Source organism: Devosia sp. Z6_126, from assembly GCF_058133495.1.
Genome location: NZ_JBYUNO010000005.1, coordinates 41,590 through 60,072 on the forward strand (window position 1 = coordinate 41,590; position 18,483 = coordinate 60,072).

The 18,483-nt window shown below is 61.3% G+C and carries 16 protein-coding genes, 1 pseudogene and 1 riboswitch; of the genes and pseudogenes, 14 read left to right on the forward strand and 3 right to left on the reverse strand.

Going from position 1 to position 18,483, the window contains the following annotated elements:
* Positions 1-103: 103 nt before the first annotated feature.
* Positions 104-1,233, forward strand: a pseudogene (locus AC3YOG_RS18495) (iron-containing alcohol dehydrogenase).
* A gap of 821 nt (positions 1,234-2,054) precedes the next feature.
* On the opposite strand, the gene AC3YOG_RS18500 reads toward AC3YOG_RS18495, so the two are convergent.
* Complete coding sequence (locus tag AC3YOG_RS18500; RefSeq protein WP_489936148.1) at positions 2,055-3,224, reverse strand: diguanylate cyclase domain-containing protein; 1,170 nt, start codon at positions 3,222-3,224, stop codon at positions 2,055-2,057.
* 316 nt (positions 3,225-3,540) lie between these two features.
* Positions 3,541-4,239, reverse strand: a complete 699-nt coding sequence (gene bluB, locus AC3YOG_RS18505; protein ID WP_489936149.1) for a 5,6-dimethylbenzimidazole synthase — start codon at positions 4,237-4,239, stop codon at positions 3,541-3,543.
* A 41-nt stretch (positions 4,240-4,280) separates the two neighbouring features.
* A riboswitch (cobalamin riboswitch) is annotated at positions 4,281-4,459 on the reverse strand.
* A 667-nt stretch (positions 4,460-5,126) separates the two neighbouring features.
* On the opposite strand from bluB, the gene AC3YOG_RS18510 reads away from it, so the two are divergent.
* From AC3YOG_RS18510 to AC3YOG_RS18545, 8 genes are all read left to right on the forward strand, one after another.
* Positions 5,127-6,011, forward strand: coding sequence for a hypothetical protein (locus tag AC3YOG_RS18510; protein WP_489936150.1), 885 nt, complete (start codon positions 5,127-5,129; stop codon positions 6,009-6,011).
* Positions 6,012-6,051: 40 nt separating this feature from the next.
* Complete coding sequence (locus tag AC3YOG_RS18515; RefSeq protein ID WP_489936242.1) at positions 6,052-6,258, forward strand: DUF6538 domain-containing protein; 207 nt, start codon at positions 6,052-6,054, stop codon at positions 6,256-6,258.
* 659 nt (positions 6,259-6,917) lie between these two features.
* Positions 6,918-7,934, forward strand: coding sequence for an ABC transporter permease (locus AC3YOG_RS18520; RefSeq protein WP_489936243.1), 1,017 nt, complete (start codon positions 6,918-6,920; stop codon positions 7,932-7,934).
* Positions 7,931-8,839 (forward strand): nickel transporter permease, encoded by a 909-nt coding sequence (nikC, locus tag AC3YOG_RS18525; protein ID WP_489936151.1) that lies wholly within the window; start codon positions 7,931-7,933, stop codon positions 8,837-8,839. Before AC3YOG_RS18520 ends, nikC begins: the two co-directional genes overlap by 4 nt.
* On the forward strand, positions 8,829-9,665 hold the full coding sequence (locus AC3YOG_RS18530; protein WP_489936152.1) for an ABC transporter ATP-binding protein: 837 nt from the start codon (positions 8,829-8,831) through the stop codon (positions 9,663-9,665). The genes nikC and AC3YOG_RS18530 overlap by 11 nt, the downstream gene beginning before the upstream one ends.
* Positions 9,653-10,414, forward strand: a complete 762-nt coding sequence (locus tag AC3YOG_RS18535; RefSeq protein ID WP_489936153.1) for an ABC transporter ATP-binding protein — start codon at positions 9,653-9,655, stop codon at positions 10,412-10,414. Before AC3YOG_RS18530 ends, AC3YOG_RS18535 begins: the two co-directional genes overlap by 13 nt.
* 101 nt (positions 10,415-10,515) lie before the next feature.
* Positions 10,516-12,102, forward strand: a complete 1,587-nt coding sequence (locus tag AC3YOG_RS18540) for an ABC transporter substrate-binding protein (protein WP_489936154.1) — start codon at positions 10,516-10,518, stop codon at positions 12,100-12,102.
* Positions 12,103-12,591: 489 nt separating this feature from the next.
* Positions 12,592-12,789, forward strand: coding sequence for a LysR substrate-binding domain-containing protein (locus AC3YOG_RS18545; protein WP_489936155.1), 198 nt, complete (start codon positions 12,592-12,594; stop codon positions 12,787-12,789).
* 319 nt (positions 12,790-13,108) lie between these two features.
* On the opposite strand, the gene AC3YOG_RS18550 is transcribed toward AC3YOG_RS18545, so the two are convergent.
* Positions 13,109-13,957, reverse strand: a complete 849-nt coding sequence (locus tag AC3YOG_RS18550) for a sugar phosphate isomerase/epimerase family protein (protein WP_489936156.1) — start codon at positions 13,955-13,957, stop codon at positions 13,109-13,111.
* A gap of 242 nt (positions 13,958-14,199) precedes the next feature.
* Here AC3YOG_RS18550 and AC3YOG_RS18555 point away from each other — a divergent pair, with 242 nt between their 5' ends.
* The 5 genes from AC3YOG_RS18555 to AC3YOG_RS18575 all read left to right on the forward strand — a co-directional run bounded on the left by AC3YOG_RS18555 (position 14,200) and on the right by AC3YOG_RS18575 (position 18,477).
* Positions 14,200-15,189, forward strand: coding sequence for a C4-dicarboxylate TRAP transporter substrate-binding protein (locus AC3YOG_RS18555; protein WP_489936157.1), 990 nt, complete (start codon positions 14,200-14,202; stop codon positions 15,187-15,189).
* Between the two features lie 22 nt (positions 15,190-15,211).
* The gene (locus AC3YOG_RS18560) at positions 15,212-15,700 is read left to right on the forward strand and encodes a TRAP transporter small permease (RefSeq protein WP_489936158.1); all 489 of its coding nucleotides are present in this window, start codon (positions 15,212-15,214) and stop codon (positions 15,698-15,700) included.
* Positions 15,701-15,709: 9 nt separating this feature from the next.
* A complete protein-coding gene (locus AC3YOG_RS18565) occupies positions 15,710-16,990 on the forward strand; it encodes a TRAP transporter large permease (RefSeq protein ID WP_489936159.1) in 1,281 nt (426 codons plus the stop codon).
* Between the two features lie 81 nt (positions 16,991-17,071).
* Positions 17,072-17,752 carry a GntR family transcriptional regulator gene (locus AC3YOG_RS18570; RefSeq protein ID WP_489936160.1) on the forward strand — a complete coding sequence of 227 codons (681 nt, stop codon included), beginning with the start codon at positions 17,072-17,074 and terminating at the stop codon, positions 17,750-17,752.
* Entirely contained in the window at positions 17,749-18,477 is a 729-nt protein-coding gene (locus tag AC3YOG_RS18575) for an SDR family oxidoreductase (protein ID WP_489936161.1), read from the forward strand. The genes AC3YOG_RS18570 and AC3YOG_RS18575 overlap by 4 nt, the downstream gene beginning before the upstream one ends.
* The last annotated feature ends 6 nt before the right edge of the window (positions 18,478-18,483 follow it).

An 18,483-nucleotide genomic window follows, 5' to 3' on the forward strand; every position in this document is an offset into this window, starting at 1 on the left:
GGTGCGGGGCCAACCCCGACGTTTGTTGGCGATGGCGGCCCAGCCGGGTTTCCGCGCCGTCGCATAGGGCCTAAGCCTTTGGGCGACCGCTAGGGGAAACCAGATGGCCCTGATTCAATACTTGACGCGCATTCAGTTCGAAGCGGGAGCCATCTCCTTGCTCGCCGATGAATTAAAGCTCCTCGGCGTGTCACGGCCCCTCGTCGTTACAGACAAGGGAATTGTTGCCGCCGGTCTGCTCGCAACCGTTCTGGCCAAGTCAGGCTTGCAGCAAGGCATAGCCGTCTTCGATGATACGCCTGAGAATCCGACAGAAGCGGCAGCCTATAAAGCAGTCGAGTTGTTTGAGACCGCCGGCTGTGACAGCATCGTGGCTGTCGGCGGCGGCTCGGCTGTCGATCTCGGAAAGGCGGTCTCGCTCCTCGCCACCCACTCTGGGCCGCTGGAACACTATGCTGCCATTCTGGGGGGCATGGACCGGATTACGGGAACAAGCCTCCGGTCATTGCGGTGCCCACCACGGCGGGTACCGGCAGCGAGGTCGGACGCGCGGCGCTGCTGACCCTTGAGGACGGCCGCAAGCTTGGCTTCATTTCCCCCTACATGATCCCAAACGTTGCCCTTTGCGATCCGGACCTGACCCTTGGGCTGCCGCCCTACCTCACGGCGGCGACTGGCATGGATGCCATCACCCATTGTATCGAGACCTTTCTCAGCCCCCGATTCAACCCGGTGGCCGATGCGATTGCCCTTGATGGACTCGCCCGAGCGGCGAGATGGATTGAGCCTGCCACGCGGATTGGCTCCGACCCTATTGCGCGGCGTGAAATGATGATGGCGGCGCTGCAAGGCGGCCTGACCTTCCAGAAGGGGCTGGGCGCCGTGCATTCGCTGTCCCATCCGCTCGGTGGACTCAAATCGCTCAGGCTTCACCATGGTACGCTCAACGCCGTGCTGCTGCCGGCGGTGCTGCGCTACAACGCCGTGGGCAGCGAAGAAAAGTATGTGCGCCTTCGGGCCGCGCTGCGCCTGTCGGAACATGTCGATCTGTCCGTTGAGATGGCCGCGCTTGCGCAACGGCTGGGACTGCCATCGACGCTCGGCCAGATGGGCGTAACCCCCGACTGCTTCGAGCAGATCGCGCAATACGCGGTCAAGGATCACTCGACCGCTTCCAATTCGCGACCGGTCGGCGCGCCCGACTTCCTCAAGATTCTCGAGGACAGCCTTTAAGCATAACGCCACAGAGCAGCCCGCGGGTCGATCATCTGTCGTGTTCGAACATGGTCGCCAGGGCCGCTGTCGACCCTCCCGCCCTGGAGCTGATGATCGCTATTGGTCCACGCAGGCCGAAAGCTGCCAAGCCACATGCAGCCCCATTTTGCCAGACCAGCAACGTCTGCTTTCCCCGAAGGAACAGCTGGAACTCGACGCAGCAGAACCACTCGTTCGGCACCACGCACAGCGGCCGCGACTCCTCGGGCAGCAGTTTCTACAAGACTTGCATCAGTTCGGTTGCTACTGAGACGGGCGGTTGGTGCCTTCCACCACAACCTGTATTCTGAATTGCTCCCGACCAAATGGATCTTAATCCGCTTCAATCGGCAAACGCGTCGCCGCTGCAGCCTGCGACGCGCTGAACGAGGTGGGTAAGCTTGTCGCCTCGGCGTATTCAAGGTTGAAAACCAAACGTGGTCGCGCCACTTCCCCGATGAGTTGGACCAGAAGGCTGCTGTGGCAGCTAAGCGCTCCCCGCTGGAGCATCAACAAGGGCGCCGCGACGCTCAAAGCGACATGTCATCGGTCGCCAACCATTACCGGAGATACATCATCGAGCCACATGTCTCGACTAAGGTCGAATCTTGAGCGCCGAAATCCCGGATGAGGTACACGATGGTAGAGAATGTAGTGACAATCGAGGACGGCAAGTTTTATCGCACCCGGGATGGCCAACATGTCGGCCCCATGCGCGCGAGCGACAGCCCTTGGGTTTTTCTCTGCCGCAACGCTGATCCAGCAGCGGAGCGACGACGACGATGGAGTTGCCTCGAGCGTTAGCGACCGGCTCGGCTGAAACTGCGGCTTGTTCCGCGACCTTCGGCTTTCGCGGCATATAGCGCCTGGTCTGCCTGCCGGAAAAGCTCCTCTCCTGCCTCTTCCAAACGAAAGGCCAGCCCCACGGAGGCGCCCAGCTGGACCTTTGCACCATAATATTCAAACGGCAACTGCATGACCTCCACTATCTGACGGGCCAATCGCTCAGCATACTCAGGCCCATGCTCAGCGTGTAAAACTACCGCGAACTCGTCGCCTCCAAGTCTGCCGACAAGCGGAACGTCAACACAGCAAGCACGCAACCGCTGCGCTACCTCTCTAAGACATGCATCACCAAAGGCGTGACCATAAGTGTCGTTGATCGACTTGAAGCCGTCGAGATCCACGAGCAGCAAGGCACTAATACCCTGGGGCCGATCTAGGCGAGCCTCAAGGAGTGCCCTGTTGGCTAAACCCGTCATGGCATCTGTCTCTGCAAGATGACGCAGGCGGTCGATCAGAAGACGGTCCTCGGTGATATCCTGCTTGGTGCCAAAAAGCCTTTCAGGGCGGCCGTTGGCCAGCTGCACCCCTGCTGAAAGACGCATCCATCGCTTTTGACCATCTGCTCGGATGATCTCCGCGTCCATTGTGAACTCGCCTCCGGTTTCGATAGCCCGCGCGCGGGATTCTTCCATTGCGACCCGCGAGGTATCCGAATAGTGACTGACCGTGCGGTCCCGGTTCAGAGGGGTACCTCGCTCGATACCAAACAGGTCATAAACTCCAGAACTCCACCGAAGCGCATTCTCAGCCAGACGAAACTGCCAAATGCCCAAACCGGCGCTCGCTGTAGCCTGGTCTATGAGTATCAGGTCGTCGCTCAGGTCGAATGATGCGGGACTTCCACTTTCAATCTGTCCGGGATGAAAGGCCTCGAGCGCAATCATGGCCAATTGGTTCGCCGTGCCGAGGCTCCGTGGCGTTTTATCACCCAACGTCAGCAGATGGCTGGGAGAGTGGGCGTTCCCACCAAGCGGCAGAAAAGCAAGGAAGCCAACGGGATTGCCGTCAGCAAACCTTAGTTGGTCGCGAGCGAGCGTCTCGTTGGCATAGAGGTTGGCCAGCACCAAGGGTAGCCGGACTGTCCGCGCGCGCCGCTCAAAGTCCAAAGCGGCACCTTTCAACACAAGGGAGGATCCACTCTGAACCGTTGGAGTTGAACCGCCGGTCCTTAAACAGCGAAGACTGGCGGAGGATAGACCCAGCAAGGAGCGAATGCGATCCAACCTGCTGCCCAGCTTTCGCTCAGGGACAGCTGCGTGTGGCGGTCGCATGTCGAACAACTTCACCTTGGCCCCTCAGTACTGCGTGATGGACCGTAACTCATGTTCTTTAAGAAATTTCGGCCAAATAGGCTGCTGTGTCACGGCGCCCCATAATCAATGGCAGAGTGGGAACAGGCTTTGCCGATCAATACAATCTCCGGCTGGACATACGGCGCTTTTAGGCGGGCTCACCCCAGCGATCACGATAGACCAGCTGCTCGAGCGGGAGGCGCTGGCGCCATCCACGCTGCTCGAGTTCTGGGCTCGTCATTGTCTGCTCTACCAGCCCCGCGCAGAGATAGGCGATTACGCGTAGCTGGGAGGGAATGCCCAGCACCTCCTTGAGAGCTCCTTCATCGAGAATACTCACCCAGCCGACACCAACCCCTTCTGCGCGTCCGGCCAGCCACAGGTTCTGGATGGCACAAACCGTGCTGAACACGGCCATGTCGGGCATATGGGTCGCCCCAAGCGCCACGGGACCTGCCCTGCCCGGGTCGCAGGTCACGCAGATCCCGACTGGCGCTTGCAAAATGCCCTCAAGCTTGAGGGCCGCATAATCTCTTCTGCGCTCAGGCGGGAACATGGCCATCGCCTCCGCATTGGCGCGCTCGAAAATGGCCCTGATCCGCGCTTTTTGTGCTGGCGCGGTGACGATCAGGAAGTTCCAGGGCTGCATCAACCCGACTGAGGGAGCATGGTGGGCGGCCTCTAGCATGCGCCATAACACCGCCTCCGCAACGGCGTCAGCCAGAAAATCCCGTCTCACGTCACGGCGCGTCTGGATGGCCCTGTAAACCGCGGCCTTCTCCTCGGCGGAAAACGGACCTAACGGTGCATATTGAAGGGCGGCGGGGCGATCAAAACTGGCAGGCATGGCGATGCTCCTGTGGTTTGACAGGGGCTGCTCTCCACACAGCGACCGATATAGGCCTGGCCGGTCTTCTGGCTCCGGTTCAACTCCTTCGGGAGCCTTCCCGGCCAAGACCAGTGGCATAGTTCCCGAGGATCCCCGTTACAGCGCTGGGCGCGCCGCGGTTTTGCACCGCGTTTCCGATTCTCCCGCAAGCGCGGGCACCGAGGCAACAAATTGCTAGAGCCGGTTTCCGTTCTTGTCCAGCTTCGAAAGTTCGCCGACGGACCAGGATCCCGCTAGCAGCGCGCAACATGCAGCGGATATCGATCAAGGTCGCCGCAGGCACAGCGCCGCATCTGGAAGGAGGGATTAAGCAGACACCCGTATTGCACGCGTGGGTTTGGTGCCGCGCGATTGCCATCAATTGGGCGCCCAGGTGGCCTCGACGTGGTGTGCGGCCGATCGGTGCACTTGTAGGAATTGACCATCGGGTTCGTCCATGGCCGCGCCAGGGACGAATATAGGCCCCACCAGAGATGGCCGGAATCGATCACCGGCTTGTGAGCTTGTGGCTTGCCGCGTTCGTGGACAGGGTGTTCGCGAAGCGTCGAGTAACAAGGGGAGACGGTCACCATGACCACCGATTGCACCGGGCGGATCGCCAGCCGTAGCGAACAGACAATAACGGCCTATCGCCAGAGGGTCCATAACTTACGCCTGATGGCCGAGCGGGAAGATCGGGCCGGCGGGGATATGCTGGACTCACCGGCTGGTTCTGTGCCCAGAATGAACGCTGGGCACCCAGCACCGTGCGGCAGTATCGGGCCGCCATCCTGATGGCACTGGAGACGTTACCGTCTCATCCTAAAGCGCGTACGCTCCCTGTAGAGCGCTTGCACAGGGGGCCCTTGCCGAAGAGGTCGGGACCTCGAAAGACCTCGGCAAAGAAGCGCAAGAGCCTACCCATCGCGCAGTTCACCCGGCTGGAGCAGTTCCTCCATGATTCGGGTCGGTCAGATGACAAGCTGATCCGGGGCTTCCTGGTCTTCGGGGCAGCGCTCTTCCTGCGGCCCGTCGAATATCTCAACGCTCGGGTGGAGGGCATGATGTTGATGGTGCAGAACGCCAACGCCACCAATGGGCGGGGAAATGGTGAGGAACGCGAGCGTGATCTTGAACCCATGGGCAAGAAGGCTATTGCCCCGCTAGTGAAGTTCCTGGACCGCCTGTGTGCAGCGGTCCATGAAGCCGGCGCCTGGAAGAAGCTCCATAGCCGGCTCGCTTCGCGACTGGCCCGCATCTGCAAATGCCTCGGCATCGCGCGGGTCAGCCTCTACACCCTGCGCCATGTCGGGATGGCTACGGCCAAGAGCTGGATGGCGCCCGAGGAGGTCGCCGCCTCGGCGGATCATGCCTCGGTCCACACTGCCATGACGCATTATGCCAAGCGCAGGACAGGTTGGGTGGGACTTCAGGCTGGCAGGACGACCCTCGCCGGCAAGCGTAGAGAGGGTCAGGGGTGCTGCACAGGTCTTTCAGCCACCGGGACAGCCTGTGCGTCATTGGACGTGAGGGTCACAATGCAGACCCCTTGCAAAGCCGAGCTGGATCCGCGATTGTACCTCGGCTTGTACCAACCGGCGTTTGTGCCGCGTGCAAACCGCCAATATCCGGGCGAAAACGTGGAATTCGCGCAGAGTCCCTCCCTCTCCGCCATTCCTAAGCCGCTGAAGTTGCAGAAGCAGAGTCCCAATCAAAAAGCGGATTCTCTCATAGTATCCCGTCGCATGTGACGGGAGCGTTTGTTCATTGCTTAAGCCCATTGCATCCTTGGTGCACCGGCGAGGTTCAGTTCACTGGTCCCGCAAATCGGTGCCTGTCGACCTGATTGACCGTCTTGGCAGTTCAGACATCCGGCGGTCATTGCGCACGTGCAATGACCGGGTGGCCCGGCCGAGGGTGTGGGCACTGATCTTGGTGGTCGAGGACGCATTCGCGATATTGCGCAACGCAGGGCTGACGCCCTGCGCGACCCGTTGAGTGCAGTCCAAGTGGTGTTGAAGCCCGCACCAGCTTGCCGGTCAGCCAACATGGGGTCAATGTTGCGTCTAGCTTCCTCCCCAGAAACGGCCGGTGCAGGGAGCCATAGACATAAAGCTTGAGGATCGTGCCCCATTGCTACTGTGGGTCGCGGATTGGCTTTGTGCTCAAGTTCATCCTTGGATTAGCTACGGACGTGCACATGGGCTGAGTGCGCGCCCTGTATATAAAGGTAAACTGTCTATCGGGCTTCCCTTGCGCCGAGTTTGAATGGGTGGCAAGTATTGATCAATCAAAGGGGTGAACTATGTTGGCGGCAGGCGCATGCGTAACCGCGACCGTCTCAACGCGGAGCCTCGGATCGTGTCGGCGGACGCGGAAGTTTCGCCTACGCGAATGGTAGATGCCATGCTTTTCAGGGTTACGGCCGTCGACATGGCTATTGGTTTCATGCTGCGTACCAACGGTTACTGCCCACTCCCGCCTCTGAGCCACTGGCCGCGCTGGGCTAGGTTTGGGGACTGGTTTGCAATCTCGGCTAGCCTTTGCAGCCCAACTCGCCTTCGGGGTATTATGCGCGTGGACGCCGTAGCGTGAGGGCCGAAGTTCAGGTCCAAACCGGGCCAAGTGCTGCGCGAGGCGTCAGCGGCAAGCGGCCGATGGCTGTTCTGGGCCGGATTGCCTCACTTGTACTTACCCTCGCGATCACTTTTGTTGGCCTGACCGCGGTAACCTTTCTGATCAGCCGCCTGACCAATATCGATCCGGTGCTCGCTGTGACGGGCGACCGGGTGGGCGCGGCAACTTATGATGCGGTCTACAAGGAGCTCGGGCTCGACCAACCGGTGTTTGTTCAGTACGGCATCTACCTCAAGCGCCTCGTGTCCGGCGATTTCGGGGTTTCGGTGCTGACCTCGCGCCCGGTGCTTAGCGACCTGTTGCGCGTATTTCCGGCCACGTTTGAACTTGCAACTATCGCCATCATCATCGGGGTGGTGCTCGGCATCCCAATGGGGGTTGTTGCAGCTGCAGCCAAGGGCCGCTGGCCGGATCAATTGATCCGGGTGGTGGGTCTTCTCGGCTATTCCGTCCCGATCTTTTGGCTCGGGCTGGTTGGACTTTTCCTGTTTTATGGCAAGCTCGGCTGGGTGGCAGGAACTGGTCGATTGGATGTGTTCTACCAGGGCGTCCTCGAGCACCGCACCGGCGTGATCCTGATCGACGCAGCGTTGGAAGGAAACTGGGAGATCTTCTCGAATGCTTTCAGTCACCTGATCCTGCCCGCGAGCTTGCTGGGCTACTTCTCGCTTGCCTATATCGCCCGCATGACGCGCAGCTTTATGATCGACCAGTTAAGCCAGGAATATGTCATCGCGGCGCGCATCAAGGGCAACTCCTATTGGGGTGCAGTCTGGCGGCACGCATTCCCCAACATCATGGTGCCGCTGATCACCGTGATCGGGCTGAGCTATGCCTCGCTGCTGGAAGGAGCCGTGCTTACGGAAACCGTGTTCGCCTGGCCGGGGCTGGGTCTCTACATCACCCGCGCCTTGTTCAACAGCGACATGAACGCCGTGCTGGGCGGGACGGTGCTGGTTGGGGCTGTCTTTATCACGATCAACGTCGTGTCCGACATGCTCTACAAGTTATTCGATCCGCGGCTGAGGCGCTCATGAGCGACACCATTGGACAGTGGCTGGCAAGCGACGCGCCCCAGTCCCGGCGTCAGGCCATATTCGGTAGCGTTTACCGCAGCTTCGGCGCCGTTGTCGCCAATCCAACGGCGCTGATCGGGCTGGTGATTGTCACGGTGTTGGTTCTGCTGGCGGTGTTCGCGCCCTTGTTGACCATGGGCAAGTCACCGTTCGAGTCAGTGCTCAGCGACCGGCTTGCACCGCCCTCCGCCACTTACTGGTTTGGTGCCGACGAGTTGGGCCGCGACATCTTCACTCGAACGCTGTACGGGGCACGGGCGACGCTGACCATCGTGCTTCTGGTTTCGGTTGTGGTTGTGCCGATTGGCCTCGCGCTGGGCACCGCGGCAGGCTATGCGGGTGGCTGGGTGGACGTGGTGTTGATGCGCATCACCGATATATTCCTGGCCTTCCCCCGCCTGATTTTGGCACTCGCCTTTGCTGCGGCCCTGGGGCCGGGCATTGAAAACGCAGTGCTCGCCATTGCTCTGACGTCCTGGCCTGCCTATGCCCGCTTGGCGCGCTCGGAAACCATGGCGATCGCCCATAGCGACTTCATCCAGGCGGCAGTCCTTCAGGGCGCTTCGACCGGGCGGATCTTGTTTCGACACGTGGTGCCGCTTTGCCTGTCCTCGGTGATCGTCCGCCTCACGCTCGACATGGCTGGAATTATTCTCACCGCCGCCGGTCTCGGCTTTCTTGGCCTTGGCGCCCAGCCCCCGACGCCTGAATGGGGGGCAATGGTTTCGGCGGGGCGCGAAGTTATTCTTGACCAGTGGTGGGTGGCCACCATTCCCGGGCTTGCCATCTTCATCGTCAGCTTGGGGTTCAATCTGCTGGGCGACGGGCTGCGTGACGTGTTTGATCCGAAATCCAATGACCGATAATCTTCTTGTCGTCGAAGGCCTCGAGGTTAGTTTTCCCACACGGTCCGGCGTGACGCGCGCGGTCCGGGACGCCAGCTTCACCCTGGGCCGGGAGCGCCTCGGTGTCGTGGGGGAATCCGGATCAGGCAAAAGCACAATGGGACGCGCGCTTCTCGGCCTGCTGCCGCGCTCGGCCACTGTCACGGCGCAAACAATGTCCTACGCCGGCAAGAACCTGCTGGGTTGCACCGAGCGTGAATGGGGCGAACTGCGCGGCCGCCGTATGTCAATGGTGATGCAGGATCCCAAATATTCGCTCAACCCGGTGCAGACCGTCGGCAAGCAGATCGAGGAAACCTTGTTGCTGCACATCAAGGCATCCCGAGCCGACGCCCGGCAGCGGACGCTGGCGATGCTCGAGGCAGTGCAGATCCGCGACCCCGAACTGGTCCATGGGCTGCACCCCCACCAGCTCTCGGGCGGCATGGGCCAGCGCGTGATGATTGCCATGATGCTGGTGGCCGAACCTGACCTGCTGATCGCCGACGAGCCGACTTCGGCGCTTGACGTCACCGTGCAAAACGAAGTTCTGCGCATCCTGGATGATCTTGTGCGTGATCGCGGCATGGGGCTCATCATGATCAGCCACAATCTGACCATGGTGGCGAGCTTCTGCGACCGCGTGCTGATCATGTATGGCGGCCGCATTGTCGAGCAATGCGCGGCCAGGGACCTTCACAATGCGCGCCATCCCTATACAAGGGCGCTGGTGGCCGCGACCCCATCACTCGATGCTCAACAGGCTGAACTTGCGACCATGGTCCGCGATCCCGAGTGGCTCACGTGATCTCGGTCAACAATCTCGACGTCATTTTTCGCGTGGGCAGCCGGGAAATCCGCGCCGTGCAGGGCGTTTCCTTTGCGGTGGCGCCGGGTGAAAGCTTTGGCATTGTTGGCGAGTCCGGTTCGGGTAAGTCCACCGTGCTGCGGGCGATTGCGGGCCTCGTGCCCCCCAGTGATGGAACCATCGAGGTCAACGGCCAGCCCGCTGGCAGTCGACGACGCTCCGATCGGCGCTTGCTGCAATATGTGTTCCAGGATCCCTACGGCTCCCTGCATCCCCGCAAGACCGTCGACGACACCCTCAGGGAGCCGCTTGAGATCCACCGGGAAAGCGATATCGACGCAAAGGTCTCGCAAGCGATTGCAGATGTCGGGCTTCAAGCCACGCAGCGCTTCCGCTATCCCCACCAGCTCTCCGGCGGCCAGCGCCAGCGGGTAGCCATTGCCCGCGCCCTGATGCTGAAGCCGCCAATCCTGCTGCTGGATGAGCCGACATCGGCGCTGGACGTATCCATCCAGGCCGAAATCCTCAATCTGCTGGGGCGGCTCGGGCGCAGCTACAGCCTCACATCCATCCTGGTTAGCCACGATCTTGCGGTGGTGGCGCATCTTTGCAGCCGCATTGCCATCATGCAGCTCGGCCGGGTGGTTGAAGTGATCAGCGCCGATGACCTGCGGGCAGGCAAGATGAAAGTCGAGTACACGCGCAACCTGGTTCAAGCAAGCCGTGGCTTTACGCGGGCAGGGGCCTAGCCAGTCTCTTGTCTTTTTAGGCAAAAGCACTTCACATGACGTGGTTGCGGTAAGATCCTCGCTCGCAAACGACCGCGAAGGACTTCCATAGGGAGACGTGCATGTGGAACGGCCTGAAATATAGTCTTGTTACGGGGGCGCTGTTGGCGCTCATGCCTCACGCGTTTGCCGCGACACCGGCCGATACGCTGGTGATCGCCAAACAGATCGACGATCTGATCTCGCTTGATCCGGCCGAGGCGTATGAGCTCTCCGGCATCGAGGTGCTCGCCAATGCCTATGACCGCATCATGCGGTTCGAGCCGACGGACGTGAACAGTCTGGTCCCCGGCGCCGCCGAGAGCGTTGAAGTCAGCGAAGACGGCAGAACCTTTACGTTCAAGATGCGGCCGGGCCAGACCTTTGCTTCGGGCAACCCCGTGACTGCGGGCGACGCCGCATGGTCGCTGCAACGGGTGATCAAGCTCGAAAAGTCGCCGGTGTTTCTGCTCTCGCAACTGGGCTGGACCAAGGAGAATGTCGACACGATGGTGACTGCACCAGACGAGTCGACCCTGGTGGTCCAGATCGGCGTCGATTTCGCGCCCTCGCTGGTTTATGCGCTCCTTGGTTCCGTGGTCGGCTCCGTTGTGGACAGCAAGCTCGCCCTGGAAAATGAAGTTGATGGTGACCTGGGCAATGCGTGGCTCAAGACCACTTCGGCCGGGTCGGGGGCGTATGTGATCCGCTCCTGGACGCCCAATGAGGCCGTTGTTCTGGCGTCCAATCCGAACTATCGCGGCGGCGAGGCCAATCTCAAGCGCGTCGTGGTGCAGCACATTCCCGAAGCCTCGGCCCAGCGGCTCGCGCTGGAGAAGGGCGATGTCGACATTGCAATGAACCTGAGCCCGGACCAGATTGCCTCCATTGAAGGCAATGCCGACATCGAAGTCACCACGGTCCCGCAGGCGCTGCTTTATTATATCGGCCTCAACCAAAAGACCCCGGAGCTGCAGGATCCAAAAGTTCGCCAGGCGCTGCGCCACCTCATCGATTACGAGGGCATAGCCAATTCTTTCCTCAAAGGGGCCGCGCAGGTGCACCAGTCATTCTGGGCGGAGGGCTTCTGGGCCTCCTATAACGAGAACCCCTATGACTTCGACCCGGAAAAAGCCAAGGCGCTGCTGGCGGAAGCCGGCCTGCCTGACGGCTTCACCCTTGACCTCGATGCGCCCAATTTCTCGCCCTTTGTCAACATGGCCCAATCGGTGCAGTCGACCTTTGCGCAAGCCGGTGTCACCGTGAACATCGTGTCCTCGGAAATGGCGCCCATGCTGACCAAGTATCGCGCGCGCGAGCACGAGGCGCTGATGGTCTATTGGGGCCCCGACTACATGGACCCGCACACCAATGCCGACGGCTTCATCACCAACAACGACAATTCGGACGAAGCCACGGCCAAGCCGCTGGCCTGGCGCAATGCCTGGGAGTCGCCTGAGCTAACCGCCGCGACCAAGGCCGCCGCCGAGGAGAGCGACACGGAGGCGCGCATGCAGGCCTATATCGACCTGCAAAAACGGCTGTTGGATGAGGGTCCCTACGTCATCATGTTCCAGGCCACCTCGCAGCGGGCCGATCGGGCGAATGTGGAAGGCTTCGTGCAGGGCTCCTCGGCAGACGTCACCTACTATAATCTCACGACCAAGTAGACCGAGGACAGGCCGGCATGTTGCCCGAGGGCTGTGTTTCGGTCCGCACCACCCCCGACGGCAAGCGGGGCGTCCACAATGACAACGGCTGTGCGGACTTGGGAGAGCCGGTCCGTACAGAATTGCCCAAGTCGAAGGCCAAATGACGGACAGTCGGGTCCCGACGGGCGCGGCGAATGGCGTGGCGGCAGGATCCGCTGCGCCATCCCTGATGCGCAGTTCGCGGCAACTGCCGGAGCGTCCCTGGATGGCAAAGGCACCGCGACCTGCAGCGATTTCCTGCCAGAGCATCCCGACCACGCAGGGGCTACTGGTGTAGTTGCCCCTGATCCATGCAGCGGTGCGCCCGCCGTAGTGGCGATATAGATCCCAAGCCCGCTCTTGTTTACTCCCGCGGCTCCATGGCGTCTCGCAACCCGTCGCCGAGGAAGTTCACGGCGAGTACCGTGAAGAGGATGAGTAGTCCCGGTGGGATGGCGAGCTAAGGGCTTGTCATCGAGGGCAGGACAGGGCACGCTCTCGGTCGGCATGCTTCCCACTTTCGGCACTCGCTGGCTCCTGCCGCGTCTGCCCTCCTTCCAAAAGCTCTACCCCGATATCTCGGTGAACGTCGTCTCCACCGATGGCGAGCTCGATTTCATCAACGGGCGCATCGACATTGCCATTCGGTTTGGCCACGGCCAGTAGCCCGACGCGCTGGTCGACCCGCTCATGAGCGAAGGGATCCAGGTCGTCTGCTCGCCTATGCTGCTCGATGGCAGTTGCCTTCTGGCGGCGCTCGAGAAGGTAGAACCAAGGCTCGACACCATGCCTGAGGATGGCCGCCACGGCGTGCCATGGATGGGTACCTTTCACTCGGCGTCCGCCCACGTCCTGCAGCACCATGCCGGGTTCAAGGTAGCCGCAGCGGCCTGTCTCCCGTCCCCGACGCCGCTCCAGAGCGGGTGGCTATCGCCTAGGAGTGGGCAGCAATGCCGGGCGCTGGGATCCTGGTGGCTCGGCTCGATCAGAAGCCGTGGCGGGCCAGCAGTTCGATGGCCTCGCGGCCTACATCGTCGCCGTTCTCGAACATGTTGCGCCAGGCGCCAACGCCGGCGGTGATGTCGGGATGGGAGATGGCCGCGGAGAAGGCCTCCACACCGATCAGCCCGGAATAATTGGCCTGTTTGAGGCGCTGCAGGAAAGGCGAGAAATCGATTGTGCCACGGCTGAGAAGACCGCGATGGTTCTGGTCGATCTCGAAATAGGCGAGATGGGGCAGGGCGAGTTCAACCGCCCCCATCATGTCGTCTTCCTCGATGTTCATATGGAAGGTGTCGAGGTGGATCTTCACATTCTCCGCCCCGATCGCCTCCACCATGTGCACGGCATTGGCCGCTGTGTTGATGAGGTTGGTCTCGTAACGATTGACCACTTCAAGCGAGAGAATCATGTCCATCCCACGCGCCTTTTCCGCAACCAGGGCTAGTCCGTCGGCCGCCGCCTTGAAGTTGTCCTCGTTTGCCACTCGCGCGGCCTTGCCAAAGGCTGAGTAAAGAATGCCGCCCATCCGGTCCGCGCCCATCGCGGCGGCGAGGTCCAGCGCCGCCTTATGGCGATCAACCCCGCGCTGCCAGACCGCGCGGTCGGTGCTCGAAATGTCGTTCTCGGCCTGCAAGGGCGAGGTGGTCACCGGCTTGATGCCCGCATCGGCAAACATGGCGGCGATCGTTTTAGGGTCGATGTTCTCGTGGTTGCGGATCGGCACCACGACATAGTCGAACCCCAGCGCCGCGGCGCGGCTAACGGCCTGGGCTCCATGCTCGTTGGTCCACATCGGGGCCCAGGTATAGGCGTGTACGGCGCGTTGGCTCATGCGGTGTTCTCCTTTGCACCAGTTTGGAACAGGTCTCGCGCTCCATTCAAGTGATATCTGCTGTCTTGCATCTGATATGCCAGTGTGCAAGATCAAGCCGCCGAGCAACTGCCGGCCCATGACAGACCGCCAGCAAGGCGGCGTAGCGCCCCAGCGGTGCTGTTCCACGGGAGAAGGGTTTGCCCTTCGTTGAAGTTTTCCGCCGCCTTGCGGGTGCAAGGTCGTGTCTTTGGGAGTTGAAAATGACCATCAAGCAGCGCATCGCCGCCCTTCTGGGCGCCACGGGCCTGGCCGTGCTTGCCGCCGGTTCCGTTGCCGCGCAGGACTACACCTTGCGGTTCAGCCATGTGCATACGCCCGCCGAAGCCTACAATCAGGGCTTCCAGAACTGGGCCGACCGGGTGTTTGAGCGTACCAATGGCGGCTTGAAGATCGAGGTGTTTCACTCCGGCCAGCTGGGCGTGGAAGAAGACATCATCGAGCAGGTCCGCATGGGCGCCAATCTGGGCCTCAACACCGACTCTGCCCGCCTGGGCAATTATGTGCCCAACATCGCCGTGCTCAACGGGCCCTACCTCGTGAACTCCTTTGAGGAGGCGTTTAAGCTGGCCGAATTGCCGGTGGTGCAGGGCTGGGTTGATGAGCTGGCCACCCAGCACGGCCTCAAGGTTGTCTGCTTTGATTTCTCGCAGGGCTTGCGGCACGTCTTCACCAACCAGGCCGTGCGCAACCCCGAGGAACTCTCCGGCCTGCGCATCCGCACCCCGCCAGCCCCAATCTGGCAGGAAGCCACCCGGTCCCTGGGCGCTGCACCGACCGCCATGGCCTTCGGCGAGATCTATCCTGGCCTGCAGCAGCGCGCCATCGATGGCGCCGAGGTCACTTACGCCAATATCCGCCCCAATAACCTGCAGGAAGTGCTGACCCATGTCAGCGAAACCGGGCATATCCTGCTGCTGAACTTTGAGGTGGTTTCCTCCACCTGGTTTGATTCCCTGCCGCCCGATTACCAGACCGCGCTGGTGGAAGAATGTCGCGTTGCCGGCCAGGAAACCACCAAAGTGCTGCAGGAGCAGGCGGTCAGCGAAAAGGCGGCCTTGATCGAGGCGGGCATGACCGTGGTCGAGGATGTCGACATCGAAGCTTTCCGCGCCGCCAGCGTCAAAGCCTACGAAGCGTTGGGTCTCCTCGAAGTGCGCGATGCGCTCTACCAGGACTTGGGACGCCAGTAACATCTAGCCGGCAAGGACCGCCATGCAAACGCTCTACCGTTCACTGATCCGCATTGAAACAGTCCTTGCCGGGTTCTTTCTTGTTGCCATGATCCTGATGGTGCTGCTCGGCGGGGTGGCGCGCATGGCGCGCTCCCCGCTCAACTGGACCATCGATCTTTCCACCTGCTTTTTTGCCTGGGCCGTGTTCCTGTGCGCCGATATCGCCTGGCGCAGCAATACGCTGATGGCGCTCGACCTGTTCACCGAGAAGCTTTCGGACAAGACCAGGCGCGTGCTTGACGCAATCAATCTGGTGATCATCGCCGTGTTTCTGGCTTACGGCGTTTGGTACGGCATTTCGCTGGCATGGGCGAGCCGCGCGCGGGCCTTTAATGGCATTCCGGGCGTCTCTTATTCCTGGGTGACGAGCTCGATTGCGGCGGGCTGCGCCCTGATGCTGCTGACCACTCTCATCAAACTGCGGAACATGCGCATGGGCCATGCTCCTGCAACGGCCTCCTTGAGCTGAGAAACCCCGATGCTACTCGTTACGATTGTTTTTGCCGTTCTGCTGGTGATCGGCATGCCCGTGGCATTTGCCATCGGGATCTCGGGCATGATGTTTTTCCTGCAGCACCCCGAGCTGCCGATCTCGATCCCGTTACAGATCACCGTTTCCACAACGCAGAACTTCTCCCTTCTGGCGGTGCCGCTGTTTATCGTGGCGGGCAATCTGATGAACCGCTCGGGCATCACCGAGGGCCTGCTCAATCTGGCCTCGGTGCTGACGGGGCGCCTGCGCGGTGGCCTCGCCCAAGTGTCGATTGTGCTGTCCGCGCTGATGGGGGGCGTTTCGGGCTCGGCCATCGCCGATGCCGCCATGCAGTCGCGGATTCTCGGCCAGCAAATGATCGACCGCGGCATGAGCAAGGGCTTTGCGGCCGGGGTGCTGTCGTTTTCCTCGCTCCTTACGCCCATCATTCCGCCCGGCATCGGCATGATCCTGTTCGGAACCATCGGCTCGGTTTCCATCGGCCGGCTGTTTGCCGGCGGCATCATTCCCGCAATCTTGCTCGGGCTCGCCATGAGCCTGTCGGTCTGGATCACCGCTACCAAGCGCGGCTATCCGCCTGAAAGGAGCACGCGGCCAACGCTCAAGGAAACCACGACGGCGTTCCGCGGGGGCATCTGGGCCTTGCTGTTTCCCGTTATCCTGCTGTTGGGCCTTCGCGCGGGCATCTTCACGCCCTCCGAGATCGGCGCCTTTGCGGTGGTCTACGCCGTGTTCATCGGCTTTTTCGTGTACCGGCAGATGAAGGTGAAGAGCTTTCTTGAGGCCCTGGAAACCAGCCTTGGCGATGTCGGCTCGGTGATGTTCCTGATCAGCCTTTCGGCCATTTTTGGCTACGGGATCGTTTTTGAGCGGCTGCCCGAACTGGTGGCGTCCGGCCTGGGCAACGTGACTGACAACGTGCAGATGGTCATGGTGCTCATTGTCCTGCTGGTGGTCGTTGCCGGCTGCTTCATCGATGCCACTGTGCTGATCATCATGATGACGCCCATCGTGCTGCCCGTTGTGACCAAGCTGGGCGGTGACCCCGTCCATTTCGGCATCGTCTTTGTTATTGCCGCAACGCTGGGCAACTTCACCCCACCGGTAGGCGCCGCGATGTACACGGTCTGCTCGATCCTCAAAGTCTCGGTGAAAGACTATGTCCGGGAAGGTTGGCCATTGCTGCTGGCGATTTGCTTGGTCACTATGCTGCTGATCTTTGTTCCAGAGATCGTGCTGTTTGTTCCCAACCTCATCTTCGGGTGAGACCAAGGCGAGCCGTGGCTCGGACAATTGGGTGCTCACGGCAACAATTGTCTGATCGCCAGGGCAGCTGAGGGGGCTTACATGAAGATCGAACGGCCAAGATCGCTCAAAGAACTGGTGGTCGACGAGTTGCGCAATCGGATCATCGACAACCGCATCCAATTGGGCGCGTCCTTATCCGAAAACGCGCTGGCCGCCGATCTGGGCATGTCCAAGACCCCGGTTCGCGAGGCCTTGCAGCAGCTGCGTCTTGAAGGGCTGGTCGAGGTGCTGCCCCAAAAAGGCACTTATGTGTTCCGCATCGAGGCTGAGCAGGTGGTCCAGATCAGCGAGTTGCGCAGCATTCTCGAGCTTGCCGCGTGTGGCCTCGCCATTGAGCACAACCACGAGCCGCTGCTCGCCACCATGACAAGCCTGATGGACGAGATGCAGCAGGCCTATGATCGCAACGACACCGTCGCTTATCAGAAGCTGGACGGGCGCTTCCACCAAGCCTTCATCGAGCTGTGTGGCAATCCGTTTCTGGGGGAGGCGTTCAGCCAGATCGGTTTTCGCATCCAGGCGCTACGCTCCCGCCTGTCCAATATCGCCGATCTCAATTCCCGCTCCGTGGCCGAGCACCGCAGGATGCTGGAGCTAGTGCGGCGGCGAGACATCGCGGGGCTGCGCGAGCTGCTCGCCACCCATATCGGGGAAACCAAGATGGCCTATCTGCAGGTGATTGGCGAAGGCACTGCCTTTCAGTCGGGGGCTGTCGATTGAGCGCGCCGCGGCTGGCCGGCAAATCGGCCGTGGTTACCGGGGCGGGAGCCGGCATCGGCCGTGCCATCGCCATTGCCTTTGCCCAGGAGGGTGCCGCTGTTCTGGCGACCAGCCGCTCGCCCTTTGAGCTGCCCGCGCCCATTGCCACGCGGCTGCTCGATGTGACCGACAGTGGGGGGATCGCCGAGTTCGCCCGCGACGTCGGCGCCATCGATGTGCTGGTTAATGTCGCCGGCTATGTTCATGCCGGCACCATCCTTGATTGCGATGAGGAAGAATGGGCAGCATCGCTCGATGTCAATGTCACCGCGCCTTTTCGCCTGATCAAGGCATTGCTGCCCGCCATGCTGGAGCGCGGACGCGGCAACATCATCAATGTGGGCTCGATTGCAGGCGCGATCAAAGCCACGCCCAACCGCTTTGCTTATGGGGCGAGCAAGGCGGCGTTGGTGGGCCTGACCAAGGGCCTTGCCGCCGACTTTGTCGGCCGCGGCATCCGCGCCAATCTGATCGCCCCCGGCACCACCGATAGCCCCTCGCTTAACGAGCGGGCCCGCGCCACCGGCGACTATGACGCGGCCCGTGCCGCCTTTGTCGCCCGACAGCCGCTGGGCCGCCTCGGGCGCCCTGAAGAAATCGCAGCGCTTGCCGTGCACCTTGCTTCCGATGAATCAGCCTACACCACCGGCGCGGTTTATATCGCCGATGGTGGCGTAACCATGTGAGTAGAC

Coding starts and splice junctions, on each gene's coding strand:
- AC3YOG_RS18550 (WP_489936156.1), bottom strand. CDS start 13,957: ATGAGCCAACGCGCCGTACACGCCTATACCTGGGCCCCGATGTGGACC.
- AC3YOG_RS18530 (WP_489936152.1), top strand. CDS start 8,829: ATGACCGATAATCTTCTTGTCGTCGAAGGCCTCGAGGTTAGTTTTCCC.
- AC3YOG_RS18555 (WP_489936157.1), top strand. CDS start 14,200: ATGACCATCAAGCAGCGCATCGCCGCCCTTCTGGGCGCCACGGGCCTG.
- AC3YOG_RS18570 (WP_489936160.1), top strand. CDS start 17,072: ATGAAGATCGAACGGCCAAGATCGCTCAAAGAACTGGTGGTCGACGAG.
- bluB (WP_489936149.1), bottom strand. CDS start 4,239: ATGCCTGCCAGTTTTGATCGCCCCGCCGCCCTTCAATATGCACCGTTA.
- AC3YOG_RS18540 (WP_489936154.1), top strand. CDS start 10,516: ATGTGGAACGGCCTGAAATATAGTCTTGTTACGGGGGCGCTGTTGGCG.
- nikC (WP_489936151.1), top strand. CDS start 7,931: ATGAGCGACACCATTGGACAGTGGCTGGCAAGCGACGCGCCCCAGTCC.
- AC3YOG_RS18520 (WP_489936243.1), top strand. CDS start 6,918: ATGGCTGTTCTGGGCCGGATTGCCTCACTTGTACTTACCCTCGCGATC.
- AC3YOG_RS18560 (WP_489936158.1), top strand. CDS start 15,212: ATGCAAACGCTCTACCGTTCACTGATCCGCATTGAAACAGTCCTTGCC.
- AC3YOG_RS18565 (WP_489936159.1), top strand. CDS start 15,710: ATGCTACTCGTTACGATTGTTTTTGCCGTTCTGCTGGTGATCGGCATG.